Genomic DNA, 16989 nt, shown 5'->3' on the forward strand with positions numbered 1-16989 from the left:
CATTTTGTGCTCATATAAACTTTTTGTTATATGAGCATTTTTCTGTTTAATTTTGGGTAAAAATAAAACATAAGTTGTTATATCGACTTATGTAAAATGGGGAGCTAGTACCTTTTATTATTTTACGGAGTTGTAATTTAGGCAATCTAGTTTCAGACTATGTATAATTAACATAAGAAGGAAAAGGAGGTGGAAATATGCTAAAAAGAGTGATCCAAATTGCTTTCTTATTTATCGGTGGAGCGTTAGGTTTTGTCTTTTTACCGCCATTATACGAATTTATTAATTTATCATCTAATCCATGGCTTAACAATCCATATGTTTCGGTAGCATTAGGTGCAATTTTATTATTCCTTTTATCATTTTCATTGTCAGACTATTTTGTAAAGCTAATTGTTTGGATGGAGGGTGTTTTAGTTAAAATCCCTGCAGCAGATCTTATTTTTGGTACACTCGGACTAATTGTCGGTTTGCTCCTTGCCTACTTAATCGGATTTGCCATTGAGCGTATTCAAATCCCAATCGTTACGGAAGTTATTCCAATATTGTTATCTATTATTCTTGGTTATCTTGGTTTCCGAGTTGGATTTACTAAACGGGATGAATTGATTCAAATGCTGGCAAGATCTGGTCCAAGTGCAAAAAAGAAAGGGCCAGATGGAAGTAATTTCCCTGCCGTTGAACCAAAACAATTGTACAAATTGCTGGATACTAGTGTCATTATTGATGGAAGAATTGCTGATATATCATCTACTGGATTTATTGAAGGTGTTCTAGTTGTTCCACAATTTGTTTTAACAGAGCTACAACATATTGCAGATTCATCGGATACATTAAAAAGAACTCGTGGACGTAGAGGTTTAGATATTTTGAAAAAACTCCAAGACGAGCGTGCAACGACCGTTCAAATTTCTGAAGTTGATTTTGAAGATGTGAATGAAGTAGATTTAAAATTAGTACGACTTGCTAAGAAAATGGATGCACAAATTTTAACAAATGACTTTAATTTGAATAAAGTTTGTGAACTACATCATGTGCAAGTGTTAAATATTAATGATTTAGCAAATGCAGTAAAGCCTGTAGTCATTCCAGGAGAAGATATGCAAGTAGTTGTGATTAAAGATGGGAAAGAACATAACCAGGGTGTTGCTTATTTAGATGACGGTACAATGATTGTTGTGGAAGGTGGCCGAACATTTATTGGTCAATCCATTACCGTTACCGTAACAAGTGTATTGCAAACTTCTGCAGGACGTATGATTTTTGCAAAACCGAAAGATGAACAAGTAGCATAAACGGTTTTAGAGTGGGATGTGACGGTGTGCAATATGAAGTAGTACTCCCTGCTGCGGGAAGTGGAAAACGCATGGGAGCAGGTCAAAATAAATTGTTTTTATTGTTAGCAAATAAACCGATACTTATTCATACTCTTGAAGTATTTCAACAGGACGAAAATTGTACAGGGATATGGTTGGCAGTAAAACCAGAAGAACGCGAATTTATTCAACAGTTATTAGAGCAATATAGCATTACAAAAGTAAAGGGTTTACCAAATGGGGGCGAGGAACGACAACATTCTGTACACTCCTGTATAAAAGAAATGGAACAAGTAGAAATTGTCCTTGTTCATGATGCAGCAAGACCTTTTATTACACATGAAATTATTATGCGACTTGTAGAACGTGCAAAAGAACAGGGTGCAGCAATTGCAGGAGTAAAAGCAAAGGACACTATGAAAAAAGTGCGAGATGGCATTATCATAGAAACCGTGGATCGCGAAAGTTTATGGATGATCCAAACACCACAAGCTTTCCGATTTGATCTATTGGCTGAAGCTGAAGATGTAGCAGAAAAAGTTGGCTTTTTAGGTACTGATGAAGCAATGTTAGTAGAACGACTCGGTTACCCGGTTCATATTGTGGAAGCAAGTTATGATAATTTGAAGATGACAACAAAAGAAGATCTAGTATTGGGCGAAGCAATTTTAAAGAAGCGCGTTAATAATGGTTAATTTCAAAGAAAACCTATCAACTTTAATTAGTTGATGGGTTTTTTACATTTTAAGAAACTTTCAATTAATCGATTTTCCCTACAAATATCTAATTACTGGAAATAAACTGGCTAAAATATAAATTAAATTAACAAATGTACATACGGTTGTCCAATTATATTAGTAAAATATGTATATAAAGGTTGTTCTTGAAAATTAGATTAATGGGGTGAACACCTTGAAGGAAAAAGGAAGCAAAGAGAAAGAAGAAAGTACGGCACAGTTAAATCGCATTCTATCAATTTTCGATCGTTTAAGTAAAGGTCATGCGATAACGAAACAATCTGAAGCTACAAACTTTCATGTAAATGAAAAGACAATTCAACGGGATATAGAAAATATTCGTTCGTACCTTGAAACAGCGAAGACCAATTACTATCTTGAGTACAACCGTAAAGAAAAGGTCTATAAGCTGGAAACTGATGACGAAAATTATTTGCGAAACGAACAAATATTGGCGATTGTAAAAATTTTAATTGAATCAAGAGCTTTTCCAAAACCCGATATGGATGAATTAATCGATAAACTGACCAATCTCGCACAACCAACAAAACAGCCATTTATAAAAAAAATCATGTCCAATGAAAAATATAATTACGTTGATTTACAACATAAACAATCTTTATTTGGGTTGCTTTGGGAACTCGCCAAAGCCATTCATACAAAAAAGGTAATTAACATCCGTTATAAAAGGGAGTTTGATCAACAAGATAGTGAAAGAACGATAAAACCTGTGGGAATTATATTTTCAGAATACTATTTTTATCTAATTGCCTATCAATCGAAAATTGAGTTAGATTTCCCAACAATTTATCGAATAGACCGGATTACAGCTTGCAACATTACTTCTGAACATTTCAAATTACCTTACAAAGATCGTTTTGAAGAAGGAGAATTCCGAAAGAAAATTCAGTTTATGTATGCAGGGGAATTGTTGAAAGTGAAGTTCCGCTTTAATGGTCCTTCCCCTCAGGCTGTTCTTGATCGATTACCAAATGCTTATAAACTATCAGAAGATGAAAAAGGAATTGTATTTGAAGCTGAAGTGTTCGGTAAAGGGGTAAAAATGTGGCTCTTAAGTCAGGGCGAAAATGTAGAAGTATTAGAACCAAAAGAGCTTAGGGATGATATTCAATTAAGTATTAAAGCAATGTTAGAAAAATACCAAAAATAATTTAGTAATACCAGTTTATTATTCTTGAAAAATATGAAAGAATAATAGTACTAATAGGTAAAAAGAAGGTGGTACATATTGCTTATTTCGAGAAGTCTGAATTTTCAACATCATGATTTACTCACAGTACAAATGCTAGAAGGTTTGCGTGATAACACTTTAGAGGGTGTGCTAGCTGCGTTTATTACCTATGCTGATGGGATTGTCAATGGTTTGACGGTCACTATGGATATGGAACATCAAATTTGTATTTCACCAGGGGTTATTAAATGGAACAACAAATTATATGTCATGACTGAGGAGGAGAGGATTCCCTTAGAAAAGGATTGCCGCCATGGATTGATTGTTGCACGCCCAACTGAAACTGCTTTTATCGTAACAACTACTTCACAGTTAGATGAAGGTGATTTAGAGCTTTCCCGTTTTGAACGGGATACGGGGAGCTTGGTTTCAGTGCCTCAACAGTTTAATCAACTTAAATATTTAAATCAATTTGATATCCGCTATAGGAAAATCGGTGGATGTGACCAGCAACTAACATATGGCTCTGAATTTGCACGTTTATTTGCTCAAAGTTTGCTTAGTTGTCCGGGTGTAACGATGAGTGATACCGCATTTGCTTGGCAGGCAATTCAACATCCTCCTACAAAAACTATGTGGGAAACTTTCTTAAAGCAAAATGAGCTAAATTGGTTGGAGGATAGCAAAGAATTTTATGAGCAGTTAATAAGATTGCTTAATAAAAAAATGGAAACTCCATCGACACCTTATTTTGTACAGCGTGAACAACCGACAGCAATAAAAGTTAATGAGAATATTGGAATCATTGTAGACTAGTAGACTAGTAGACCAGTAGACCAGTAGACGTGTAGACGTGTAGACGTGTAGATGTGTAGACTTGTAGATTAAATAAAAGGGAGACAGTGCTATGACTTTAAAACATACGACCACGATGTTAATTGGTGAAATTAATGAAGAAATCTTTGGACTTGATACATTTCTCGGAACAAAGGTAGGCGAGTTTGATAAATCTGTAGCAGAGCACATCATTAAAGAAATTGAAGAAAAATATATCGTTACTAGCTGGAAGGAATTTCTTGAAAAGTTTTCACCTTCTCTTTATGAAATGCCAACTGTTAATGAGGAGACAGAAAAGTTTACAATTAACTATACAACGAAAAAACCTTATGATGATGCGACTGCCATTGAGTTTTCTCATTCAACTCCATTTATTCAATCGATTATTAGGTTAATGGATCAGCGTGAGGCTAATGGTGAAACAAATGCTTACTTTGAGTTTTCTGAAGCTTTAAAAAGTTTTTCGCCAGAACGTGTTAAAGAGCAAGCACAAAGTTTAAAAAAAGAAATGCTGAGTTTAACTAATGAATATCAGAAGCTAGACGACCGTAATCCAGAAAAACAAAGAATTGGTGCTAACCTACGTACAAAACTAAACGATGCAAGTAAGCTATTTAATAATAAAACAGCTTTATTACAACTTGCCCAAGCAACAATAGGGGAACAATTATTACAACTTGCAGCACCTGCTGGAAGTAAAAATGCCGATAAGACACCATTAGCATTAACAACATTTGAAATTACAGAACAAGGTATACAAACATCCAAACTCCATATTGAGCATCGTAATTCGGATAACGATTCGTCAAACAATGTAGAAGGTGCACAAGCGTTAATTGGTTTTATCGGAAACTCTTATGATTATACAGTTTCGAAACGAATTCAAACTGCTGAAGTAGATAAACGCAATGAGTCGTACCAAAAAGATCTTGTTGTCACTGCATTTACTGCAACAGGTTCACAATTAATTAACCCAGAAGAAATTCCACAGAAAATACAACAATATAATCACTATGTGGAAGCAACGGCAAATGTTATGGAAAGCTACTTTAAAGCAATCAGTAAGATTTTCTCAACAATTGTTGGAGTTAAACTTTTCTTTGATGAATATGAACGACATACAAAATTGAAAAAAGTAAAACCTCGTCTTCTAGTTACAAATGCAAAGCTTGAAAACTTATTGGCAAAAGATCAATTCAAAAAATTTATTAATACAGTAAATGATATAAATTTTTTATATGTCCATGGTTTAACATCTGTAATTGTTCCTGGAGTAGATTTAAAGGAAAAAAGCGAAGAGCCAATGGGTGGTTTTGACCCATTAACAGGGCAAATGTTTGAAGCGCCAGTAGAAACAAAATCAGAAGGCGTTTCTTTACAAGATGTTCAAGTATTAGCGAAATACTTAGCGCCATACAAAATCCCTCTATTTTTTGGATTTAATAGTGAAAGCTCAACATTCGCAAGTTTACAACAAAATGCCTTTGACCAAGATTTAAGACCAATTTTGGAGAAATTAAAAAGTAGTCGGGAAGAGCATGACGTTCTTGTACCGTGTTACCCAAATATGACGGTTATTCCAAAGAACTCAAATTTAACAACTGCCACAAAAGTACAATTAACGGATGAGAAAAGTATTGTTGAAGATGGAAAAACTGATATTTACTTACCGGGATTTTATATCGATTCTTCATATATCGCAGCTTCATTAGTAGCGGCACATCATTGTAGCGGTTACTTAAAAGGGAAATATCCAGACGAAGCAAATCGCATCACAGATGATTATCCTGGTATTCGATTAGCTTATCCAGAGCTAGTAACGAAAACGTTATTGCCAATTGAGGTAAAAGGGTTACCGTCAAGCCTTATCGAAGAAGCCACTGATTTAGGTGTTGGATTTATGTTTATTTCTGAAAACCGCCCAGCATCGGAAAAGCGAATTACAGTTCGAATTGCAAATACATGTAAAGTAATGGACAACGGCAGAGTGCGCCCATTGTATCGTGTGCTTGTGGAACGCTTTGTTTATAACGAGGTAATTGATAACGTTAAAGGTAATAGCAAAGAAGCCTACGAAAGACAATTGGATGCTCAAGTAAGAGGATCATTAAAAGCAAATTGGGAACTTCTATCAAGAAACAATCAATTTAATCGTTTGTTTAAAGAAAAAGAAACAGTTGGATTTGAAACACTTGGTAATTCAGGGTTTATAAAAGTTTCCTTCAATAATGAGGAAACACCATTAACAGTAGATATTTCTTCAGAAGAAGTGAAATCAATTTAATTAAAAGGATGTTGAAAATATGGGTAAGTTTAATTTAATTTTTGAAGAATTGCGTGGACAAGCAGATGCTTCTGTTACATTAACGAAAATTACAGAGGTAGAGTTTAAGTATGATAGCCCGGATGAAGTGAAGGACAAAGCTTCTAGAGGGAGCATGACAATAATTGTAAAAGGCGAGATCAATGAAGAAAATGATGGGGAAACGTTAGACCTAATCAATGATTGGGTTAAATTAGAGGGGCAAGAAAAGGGTGCTTATTGTAAGGTTACACTTGATGTCTTTGGTGCAGATGAGCGATATCTTCGTCAATATATGTTCCCGCAGGCATTTGTTGTAGATTATAGTGAACATTTTGATACGGAAGGTGATGGAAAATTCCAATTACTCATTCGTCAACGTCAAGATAAGCTATCCAATATTAACATTGATGGTAGTTTCAAAGATAAACTTCTATGAAAAATTCAGAATTACACTTAAGTACTGAACCGCTTCCTTTCCTCCACTATGAAGAGTGCATTCTTCATAGTGAAGTGAACCAACATACGAAGTTAACTTTAAAAGGCTTAATATCAGAAGAATTAATTCATGAATTTATGGATGCGGCGGAGCAGAATTTAAATCTCCATTATAAAAATGATGATATAGAATTTTTCTGGGTTGGAATTATTCAAGAAATTTCAATCAAACGGTTCGCTGGTGGAACGAAAGCGGAAGTTATTGTGTTAGGAAAAACAATTGAGGCAGATCGTTCTCCTTATACACGATCCATTCAAGGGGATAGTTTGTCCTTAAAAGAAATTGCAAACCATCTTCATGATGCAGCATTTAAAAACTTTTATGGACAAGTTGCAAATACTTCATTATATAACAATTGGTTAATTCAATATGAAGAGACAAATTGGCAGTTAATGAATCGCCTTGCTTCACAAAATAACATTCCTCTTTTTATCGATGATTGGGATGGACAGTTAGAATTGTATGCAGGATTTCAAAACAACAATGAAACCTATCAATTAGGACCTCATGATTATGTTGAAATGAATACAAGACAAATAAAACTATCTTCTTTTCCACTTCATAATAAAGATTTCTTAAAACAGCCCTCTACTACTTTTCATATCGTAGGAGAAAAGCTTCAAATTGAAGGGAAGCCATACACCATTGTAGCAAGGACTTTACATTTACACCAATTTAGTTCTTTTCAAGTAGATTATGTGTTAGTGGTTGAAAATAAATGGAAAAGTAATCAGCCACAGCATCCGATTGAAGGACGGACATTCCGGGGAATTGTCGTTAATACGAAAGATCCAGAACATTTAGGGCGTGTCGCAGTTTGTCTGCCATGGGAGAATGAAAATGATGTTATCAATCGCTTTCTTCCATGGGCAACACCTTTTGCAACGAAGGAGATTGGATTCCATACACTACCGGAATTACATGAAATTGTGTTTGTGATGTTTCCAACCTGTGAAGTAGAAGATGTTTTTGTTTACCTTACAGAGCGAACAATGAGCAATGAACGGTTAACAAATGATATGCAATATTGGCGCACTGCTGATGGTACGCAAATTGCATTGAGTAAACATTTATTAACACTTTCAATCCCACATCCTGAAACACAAGAAACAAAGCGACATATAGTGTTAAAAGAGAATGAACTTGAGATTCATTTTGATGGTCGTCAAATAAAGCTAGATTCACAGAAGTTACTCGTAAATGATGATAAACATCAAATTGAGATGAATGAACAAGGAATTCATTTAACAACAGATGAAAACACCAAGATTCAGATACAACCGAATCACATTGTCTTTAAAAATGAAAAGCAACTGATTGAATTAAGTGAAAATGGGATTGTTATTAAAGGAACAAATTTAACAATTGAAGCGAATGAAATAAAAGCTGATGCCACAGAGCTTACTGCGACAGCAAAGAGCGGAATAAAATTGAGTAGTCAAAACACAACAATTGAATGTAGCCAAATCGAAATGAAATCTAGAAATATTTCAATGGGCTAGTAGATGTTCTATTTCGGAAGGAGTTTAAGAAATGTTTGATTTAAAAAAATGGCAGCGGAATTTAAAAGAAGATTTTATGAATGACGTTGAAAAGGCAAAATTGTGGAGTAATCAAATAAACCCTATAGTTGAGGAGCTCCTTCCGACTTGGGATTCTATATTAAATCGATTAGAAGAAAACGTTCAACAGCAAGTAAACGCACGGCAATCTAGCTATCCTATTATCTGTTCATTTTCAAAGCCTGGGATGATAGGGAATGGATTTACTACTATGCTAGATGAAGATTTTGAACGTCATATCATAACAAAACAACCTTTCAATTCAGTTAGTAATGAGAAATTACTACATATATTAAAAGATTATAAATCAGAGTTCAATATCTCAACACCTATTTGGGTACAATCAGGTATTTGCTATGGTGATGAACATCTTTTACAACAACAGCGTGTAATGATTCGTTTGTATAGTGGAAATAATGAAGCACTTTTAGAGGGGGCTTATGTGCGGTATGAAGGAGCTTTACAAAATATTGAAAGATTGCTAAGTAGAGCCCGGCAAATTCAACAAACCATCCCTTTTGTACCAGATTATTATGCTTCTAGGTTTTATGTACTCCAAGTGAACGAGATTGACTCGGCATCAATAGCCAATTGGACAACAATTGACCGCGTTGAGATCGAACCTTTTGAGCAACAAGTAGAGGATGAAGTAAAGATTCGTTTATATGAAGAACCTGTGTGGAATGTAAAGCTATCAACTCTAGAACCTAAAATAGGATCAAGAAAGTTAGTTAGTAACGGATTACATCGCCGGGATTTTATTTCAACTATAGAAACGCAATGGTTACCCCTTGTTCCTGACAATGGCGTTTTATGTTCATTTGAAATGGAACCAAGTATTGGTTTTCGTGCAACGGTTGAATTGCCAGGTTATATGAACACATTACCTGTAGCAACTTTTCACGAAATAAAGGTAGAAGGCAATATGATACATAATAAAAAGATTGAAAATGTACAGATTCATCATAGTCAATATCCGACAATAGCAGACTTTCAACAACTGACTCAAATTTATCCTTATATCAACTGTATAGAGATTGTAGAAGCAAAACTTGAGATTCAACCAGCTCTAGAAGGCGAATTGTGGCGCAGAGATTGTATTGTACTATCGGTGAAAGATAAACAGGATGATGATGTATTCATTACATCTCGAATGCGAGCATTAGAGCAGCTTGTCTATAATTATTGGCCTTATGCTGCGTGCCGTGTGGAATTGGTGGGGGAATCACATGCGTAAAGATGAATTATTAGAAGCGGCACTTTTTGCTGTGATGCGAGGAGCAATTCCGGAAAAACTGAAATTCCATCATCAAGACCATATGACAATGTTCCAAGGTATTTCAATTGAAAACACCCATGAACTTCAATTCAATGCAAATGATTTTTTATACGGTGATGAAGTAGATGAATCATTGGCCACTGAGATGGCAATAGCAAGCTTAATGCCTTTTTTAGTTACTTCTCACTTTTATGAAAAAGCAACATTCCGTGATTTAGAAGCATTGTTGATGGTAAAGCAACTAAAAAATGCAACGATTTATGGTGATAAAATAAGTCAACTTTATAGTGTTCAATCGACAGCTATTCAATGGGCATTGGCTTATGCATGTCTTGATAAAAAAAGTTGTACTGGAGAGCTTTTATTTCAACGTGTTATATTATCAGCCCTACCGAATGTAACGATGTATGTTCGTGATTGCTCCAATGAAAGTGTTCAACAAATCGAGTGGGTTGTGCATGTTCCAAGTTATTCATTGGACCAGGTTGATGACTTTATTCAAGTAACGGCCCTGTTATTGTTACCATTCCATCACCTTGTCACTACTGTAGCAAAGGAACCACCCGCACTGTTGCATAAGTCTCCACAAATGCGCATTGGTGGAAGCCGTATTGTGGATGCTACTTGCGACCGTATGAAGCAGTGGATTTAGAAGGGAAGTTTAGTCATGACACAAACAAAAGTGGAAGAAGTAAATTTTCAACAACTTGCAACAGATTATATTTTCGAGAAAAAAACCATTATAGAGTGCTTTTCATTATGGTGTCACCTATTGCAAGATGTGGCGAATGCAAAAAAACAGTTAAAAGCAATTAATCAATTCAAACTTAATAAGAAACAAAAGTGGGTTCAAAGTGGCGAAGAAGAATTAGCGGTATATATGTCCCCCGAACGAATTGAAAATGGTCGAATTGTTAACCAAAACAAAGAAAATGTTTACTTTATGGGCTGTATTCTTTTTGAAACATTGTTTTCAAGAACGTTTTGGCGTGAGAAGCGAATTAAAGATGAAGAACAATTTCTAAATTACTGTAATACCCATGATCTCTTTACAGTAAATGATCAGTTAGTTGAAAATTACGCATCAAAGTTAAAAGGTGTTACAAAAAATGAAGTTCAATTCATCTTTCAGTTACTTGCCTCCATGTTGCGGATAGATCCAAATGAACGACCACAATCTTTAAAACAAATTGCAGGGTGGATAGCAGAAGATAAGTATTTTAAAAGTAATACAACCTTTTATTATGCAGAGAAGGAAGATGCACAAGTTGATCAAACAGCCTATTTGGGAATTGATTTTGGTACAACAAATACGGTTGTTGTATTAGCCAAAGAAGGACGAATTTCTGAAGTGCGTATAGAAGATTCATTAACAATTCCTTCTGCGGTGTTTTTTAAGAACCCGAACACTCTTTACTTCGGTAAGCAAGCGTTAACCCGTGGAACTAACTATTCCAATTCTTTAGCTCGATCTTTCAAAAGCTATATGCAAGGTGCAGACGGACGATTCCCTAATTTATGTTACCAAGATAGCGGAGAAGAAATCCGAATTACGGGAATGGAAATTGCGCAAGCCTTCTTAACATGGGTGCGGGAACAAGCAATTAAAAGTTTACAAGAGCCTTTGAACCATGTTGTTGTTACAGTACCAGCAGAGTTTGATAATCGCCAAATCGAAACGATTAAGCGAGCAACACTTGGTGCAGGGTTTACCTATGTAGCGGTTGAGCGTGAACCAAATGCAGCTGGTTATGCTTATTTACATAGTACGAGAGAGCAATTTACGAATCATACGAATATTCTTGTATATGACTTTGGTGGCGGAACGTTTGATGTTTCCATTTTACAACGCACAGGAGAAAAGTCTTTTGAAATTATCGGACGTGATGGTGATCGTAACTTAGGTGGCGATTTGTTTACGAACGCGATTATTGATTGGTTAAAAGAGAAAATACAAGAACAATATTTTGAATTCACATTGGATGATTCCTTTAACTACTCAACAGATGAGTCAAAATTTTATTCGGCGAAGAGCAAATTGTTCGAAGCAGCTGAAGAAGCAAAGCACGCCTTAACGACGAAAAATGAAACGACGATTATATTACGCCAATTCCCAGTAACAGAAACAGATATCGTTCAATTTATGTTTGAATTGACAAGAGAACAATATGAAGACCGCATTATGGAGTATGTGGAAAGAGCAGAAAAAGCGGTAAAACGTGCTTTAGAACAAGCAGAGGGAGAAAAAGGGAATATTGAAATCCATGAAGTTGTGCTAGCCGGGGGTACCTCTTTAACGCCTCTGATTCAAAATTCTGTAGAACAATTCTTCGGTAAATTATCAAATAAGTCACAAAATATGAGTACGATGATCGCCCGTGGAGCAAGTCTCTTTGCCATGCTGGAATGGACATCAGATAAGGAACAATCCCTGTTAAAACAGGTTGTGACCAATAAAGTAACGCATGATTTTGGTGTTGGGGTTAAAATGCCGAATTCTCACCATTTAGCCTTTAAGGAATTGGTGCGCGCTGGTACTGAACTACCATGTACAGTTACTGAAAGCTTTACTACCGAGACAGAAAATCAAGAAACGCTACATGTTATTATCGGACGCCGCTCGATTCATGAACGTGAACAAGCCACATTATTTAGTCACGATGCAGTTGAACGGATTGATCGAATTGAAATTCACAATTTAACAAAGGCAAGGGCCAATGAATTAGATATTAAAGTAACCTTCCAATTTGATGGGATTGGTGACTTAGCTGTCTCTGTAAGAATACTAGACAGAAAAGGACAAGTTGTTCAACAACAGGATTTGGTCAAACATGCAGATACGTTATAACAAGAAAAGAGGCGAACTCACATGCAATATAGCGAATGGCAAGAACAGCTAGTTGAGACAGTTCAAGCTTGTCGACTAAAAGCACAAGAAGAATATAAAAAACGTTTAAATCGAATTCAAACTGCACAACCAGTTCAAAATGTTTCGGTTAAGTTAACATTTAACGATTATATAAAAAATTTTGTTGTGAATTCATCATCTGTATATAGCGGAGATTACAACATGATTGAAGGCTTCATTAATGAATGGAAAGCCCTTGTACAATCTCTTCAATTAGAACAACAGCCAGTCCATGTTCAACAGGCTATAGCCATAATGACAGGTGATATTGAGAGAGTAGTAGAAAATATCGCATCTCTTTCACCAAATGATGAAGAGTTCACACGGAAAGTAATGAAACAATTAGATGTTTTTATTAGCTACGTCATTGTCTCTATAAGAGATGGTTGGTCAACAAATCCGGAACTCTATAGCAAACTATTAACAATTACCAACGATTTTTTAAGTCAGATGGGTGTACATACCATTCCTCTTCAATTAGGTGAAAAGATAAATTACGAAACAACCGAGCCTGTTGTTTCTACTAGCAATATAACAGACGATGCAGAAGCGGACGAAACAATTAAAGAAATTCAGCTTTATCCATATGTATTTGGAAAAGAGGAAATACCATTTATCTTTGGCAAGGTCATTGCTTGGAAAAAGGGTTAGGTGAATGTTGTGAAAATAGGAATTGACTTTGGTAATAAAACATTTACATTAATGCGCGTTTTAAATAACGGAATAGAACCAGTACCAAATATCTTGCCCAATGGTTTTGGTAAACCTCAAGAAGCATATCCTGCAATTTTTACTTATAACAATGATAATTGGCTATTAACGGATGAACAGAATGAAGAAAGCTTAACAAACATTGTACAAGCTCTTCAAGAAGAACAGGAAATCACAAGTGAAGTGCGAACTATAGATGCTCTCACAGGTGGTTTAAAGACCATTCGGCAAATTATTGAGCAAAATCATCCAGGCCAAAATATAGAAGAAGTTATCTACTCAACACCACTACATCACAACGAAATTCATACATCGCTTTTTCATGCAATGCAGGAAGCTGGCTGGCCAGTGACAGACCATCAACAAGGATTAAAAGAAGCGATTGCAGCTATTTTTGGTAGTGGGTTATATGACGATCTAACAGCAATGATTGGTGCAAGCCGTACAATTTTAGTGTTAGACGGTAAAACACATGAACTAACCGCAACAATTTATACAGTGACGGTTACTGCAAATGAAGAAAACGCAATTCACTTTAATTTTTACCAATTGAATGGCCAAACAATGGAAAACTTAGGTGGCTTTTATATTGAACAAATAATGGCGCATCAATTGAAACAGATAGCTGCAGAAAAAGGAAACTTGGATATTACACAATACGCCCAAAAAGAATGGCTTAATTTAGTTGATTACATTAAAAATCTGTTTTTAGTAGAATCAGAACCTTATATTGCATATGACTTTACTTTTAACGATGGCACACCTTGGCAACAACCCGAAACAATAGATAGCCAATTAGTGTACGGTGCTTTTCGTGGTGAACCTTATTTAGATGAAAAGGGTGAATCTATTCAACGGAATCTTGAAATTGAATTACACAACTTCATTTATAAACTATGTGATGAAGGTGGAATAACGACGGATCAGTTAACGGATCTTGTCATGGTAGGAGGTACTTTTCGCTTACCATTTTGGCGTGAAACCATTCAAGCAATCTTGCCAAATGTACAGGTCGTAAATCCGCCAGATAATTTATCTGAGGTTGCCATTGTAGGACGTGGCTGTGCACAGGTTCTTCTATGGAAGGAACAATATCAGTTAACGTATACGGAACGACATAGAAGTGGTAACTATATCGGCATTTCTTATCGAGAGTTAGAGGGTGTAGAAAAATTTAAACCGCTACTAGATGTTGATAAGAAACTTGATACAAAATCTGCAATTATCTTTGTAAAAATTCCGACAGACTATCCACTAGTAATGGAAGTATACCGTGGGCAGCAAACAGAGTCATTGGACCATTGCGAAAAAGTTACGTACTTAAGATTTTTACATACAACATTAGCAAAACAAATAGAACTTGATTATGTAGGGTTTTGCTTCACATTAAATGAACAAGGTGAAGTTTATTATGAAATTCAGCATCCTTACACAAATGAAGTTTTGATTAGGGAGGAAATAATTAGTGACTTTAGAGCAAAAGAAGGTCAGCTTATCTATTGAGACGGATTGGCTGACATTTGAATACGTCGACCGATTAAGTAAAGAATTGGAGAATATCCAAAATACCATTAAAAATATTGAACAGCTAACAAAATCACGATTTGAAGAACTTCGAGAATGGTATCTTCTTGATCCAACAGAATGGTTAGAAGACATTGAAAGTGAAATTGAAACATTAAAGAAAAAATCTAAAGAGCGATTTAATAAATTAAAAGTCGAGCAAGAAGGACTAGCTGAGCGACAACTTGATGAATTTTCTAAAATGGCAAATGCAATTCTCGCGGAAGTTAGGGAGAATCGAAAAGTTTTTCTTAAAGAAATCGACCGGGTTGAAATCCAGGTAAACGACACAATTGTCGAAAGCCTAAAAAGCGATATGTACCGTCCACTTGAGCAACAAATCAGAAGCATGGAAGATAAGATTACTTCCCAAGAACAAGAAATCCAACTACAGTCAAAAAAAATCGATAATTTAACAAAACTAGTACACTCTCTTCATGAACAAAATGATATTCAACATACTCAACTACTTCATAGCCTAAAAGAATTAAAAACTCAAAGGGAACAACCTAATCATGTACAAGAGGAGGTAAGGTAATGTCGAAAGTTAAAGGTAAGAAACATTTAAATAATGGCAAGGAAAAAAAGGAGGCCACTATGAAACTTCTTTCTCGCATCATTAGGTTATTTATGGATAGTAAAGATAAAAAGGCATTAGAACTGGGCGAACAATTACAAAAAATTGAAACTAGCTGGAATGAAATCTCAGAAGATGTGTTTTCGCAACTGGGTGGAAAATTTGAAAAGAAATTAAATGAAATCGCCCCAAACCCGGATACTACAGATTTAGTGTTGCGACTAGAGGAAGCTGTTCGTAAATTGGAAGGAACAGAATTAGCTCAAACAACAGTGGCAGCTGGTCTTTCAGGTATTCATAATGTTTCTCAGTTAACAAACATTAACTCAGAAGTAGCAGAGTTAAAAGAATTACAAGGGTCTATGCGCAAAACTGTGGACGATATTAAACAATTAAATGGATTACTTCAAGATACTATTTCCGACACAAAAGATCAGGCAGATACAATTAATAATAAAACCGATGCCAATAGTCGCAAAGTAGATGAACTACTAAAAACGTTAGAAGATGAAATGGCAAAACTCGCAGAAGGCATTCATATCATTATCGGGACTACACAAGATGCAACGACAAAATTAATTCAAACTGTTCAAGAGAATGGGATGAATACAATCCATGCGATAAAGGTTAGTGAAACGAATACGACAAATGCAGTACAACATGTTGGTGTAGAAGTAAAAGAAGCTCTTAATGCTACTGCAAAAAAATCTGTGAATGCATTTAATGATGTACAAGAACGCTTTGATGATGTTGAAGAAGCCGTAACGAATATGGCAAAAACACTTAAACCATCTATAGAAGCAGTTCAAGGTAATGTAAGTACTCTAAAATCAGATATTCAACAGATAAAAGAGATTGCAAGTTTCCTAAAGCAAGAAGCAGAGCAATCATTGCAGTTAGTTGAAGCAACAGAAGATGAAGAATATGTAAAAGAAGCTGCTGAAATGATATCGGTATTAGTGGATCGTTTATTCGTTGGAGCACAATTGTATGCAAAACACCGTGAAACAATTGAAGCAATCGAATCAAAGGAACGTGAAGCGGAAGCCTGGGAACAAGAAAAAGAGCTTTATATAAAATCCGTAACATCATTAAAGACAGTAGAAGCAAAACTTGTAGCTGAACAGCAACGTGTAAGCGAACTTAATCAAGAAGTATTAGCACATCCGAAAGTCATTGAAAATAAAGAGAAGTTAGCAAAACTAGCTACTTACACAGAATTAGCAAAAAAATTGCCAATTGAAGAGTGGCCAGCTCCTTTACAAATTGCTTTAGCAGATGAGGGGATCAAAGTAGTACCTGAATATAAAAAGGGGACAATCATTGATTTAGACCAAGGAAAACCAAGTGGATTTAATAGATTAGTAGATTCTACTACGGAAGTAGGCAAAGTTCGATTAATTACATCTAGTTACATGAAGGATGTTCAGGTTATTCAAAGGGCCTCAGTAGAGCGTATATAGAAAGAAAATGAATTTCATAAAACCGTTTCGAACGATTAAAAGC

At 35.4% G+C, this 16989-nt stretch carries 14 protein-coding genes; all 14 read left to right on the forward strand.

The window, feature by feature from the left end; genetic code table 11:
• Nucleotides 1-197: 197 nt before the first annotated feature.
• Complete coding sequence (locus CRO00_RS09350) at nucleotides 198-1295, forward strand: PIN/TRAM domain-containing protein (RefSeq protein WP_097073425.1); 1098 nt, start codon at nucleotides 198-200, stop codon at nucleotides 1293-1295.
• A gap of 26 nt (nucleotides 1296-1321) precedes the next feature.
• Nucleotides 1322-2011 carry a 2-C-methyl-D-erythritol 4-phosphate cytidylyltransferase gene (ispD, locus tag CRO00_RS09355; RefSeq protein WP_097073426.1) on the forward strand — a complete coding sequence of 230 codons (690 nt, stop codon included), beginning with the start codon at nucleotides 1322-1324 and terminating at the stop codon, nucleotides 2009-2011.
• 217 nt (nucleotides 2012-2228) lie between these two features.
• Nucleotides 2229-3224, forward strand: coding sequence for a helix-turn-helix transcriptional regulator (locus tag CRO00_RS09360; RefSeq protein ID WP_097073427.1), 996 nt, complete (start codon nucleotides 2229-2231; stop codon nucleotides 3222-3224).
• Between the two features lie 78 nt (nucleotides 3225-3302).
• Nucleotides 3303-4061 (forward strand): hypothetical protein, encoded by a 759-nt coding sequence (locus CRO00_RS09365; protein WP_097073428.1) that lies wholly within the window; start codon nucleotides 3303-3305, stop codon nucleotides 4059-4061.
• A 91-nt stretch (nucleotides 4062-4152) separates the two neighbouring features.
• Complete coding sequence (locus CRO00_RS09370; protein ID WP_097073429.1) at nucleotides 4153-6366, forward strand: hypothetical protein; 2214 nt, start codon at nucleotides 4153-4155, stop codon at nucleotides 6364-6366.
• 19 nt (nucleotides 6367-6385) lie between these two features.
• A complete protein-coding gene (locus CRO00_RS09375) occupies nucleotides 6386-6823 on the forward strand; it encodes a hypothetical protein (protein ID WP_097073430.1) in 438 nt (145 codons plus the stop codon).
• Nucleotides 6820-8385 (forward strand): phage baseplate assembly protein V, encoded by a 1566-nt coding sequence (locus CRO00_RS09380; RefSeq protein WP_097073431.1) that lies wholly within the window; start codon nucleotides 6820-6822, stop codon nucleotides 8383-8385. The genes CRO00_RS09375 and CRO00_RS09380 overlap by 4 nt, the downstream gene beginning before the upstream one ends.
• A 31-nt stretch (nucleotides 8386-8416) precedes the next feature.
• Complete coding sequence (locus CRO00_RS09385; RefSeq protein ID WP_097073432.1) at nucleotides 8417-9682, forward strand: hypothetical protein; 1266 nt, start codon at nucleotides 8417-8419, stop codon at nucleotides 9680-9682.
• Nucleotides 9675-10376 (forward strand): hypothetical protein, encoded by a 702-nt coding sequence (locus tag CRO00_RS09390; RefSeq protein ID WP_097073433.1) that lies wholly within the window; start codon nucleotides 9675-9677, stop codon nucleotides 10374-10376. Before CRO00_RS09385 ends, CRO00_RS09390 begins: the two co-directional genes overlap by 8 nt.
• A 15-nt stretch (nucleotides 10377-10391) precedes the next feature.
• Complete coding sequence (locus CRO00_RS09395; RefSeq protein WP_097073434.1) at nucleotides 10392-12572, forward strand: Hsp70 family protein; 2181 nt, start codon at nucleotides 10392-10394, stop codon at nucleotides 12570-12572.
• A 21-nt stretch (nucleotides 12573-12593) separates the two neighbouring features.
• A complete protein-coding gene (locus tag CRO00_RS09400; protein ID WP_097073435.1) occupies nucleotides 12594-13283 on the forward strand; it encodes a hypothetical protein in 690 nt (229 codons plus the stop codon).
• Between the two features lie 9 nt (nucleotides 13284-13292).
• A complete protein-coding gene (locus CRO00_RS09405; protein ID WP_141396954.1) occupies nucleotides 13293-14846 on the forward strand; it encodes an acetate and sugar kinases/Hsc70/actin family protein in 1554 nt (517 codons plus the stop codon).
• Nucleotides 14809-15444 (forward strand): hypothetical protein, encoded by a 636-nt coding sequence (locus tag CRO00_RS09410; RefSeq protein ID WP_097073437.1) that lies wholly within the window; start codon nucleotides 14809-14811, stop codon nucleotides 15442-15444. Before CRO00_RS09405 ends, CRO00_RS09410 begins: the two co-directional genes overlap by 38 nt.
• The gene (locus CRO00_RS09415) at nucleotides 15444-16946 is read left to right on the forward strand and encodes a hypothetical protein (protein WP_097073438.1); all 1503 of its coding nucleotides are present in this window, start codon (nucleotides 15444-15446) and stop codon (nucleotides 16944-16946) included. The genes CRO00_RS09410 and CRO00_RS09415 overlap by 1 nt, the downstream gene beginning before the upstream one ends.
• The last annotated feature ends 43 nt before the right edge of the window (nucleotides 16947-16989 follow it).

Origin of the sequence: Ureibacillus xyleni, from assembly GCF_900217795.1 — a bacterium.
Classification (GTDB): Bacteria; Bacillota; Bacilli; order Bacillales_A; family Planococcaceae; genus Ureibacillus; species Ureibacillus xyleni.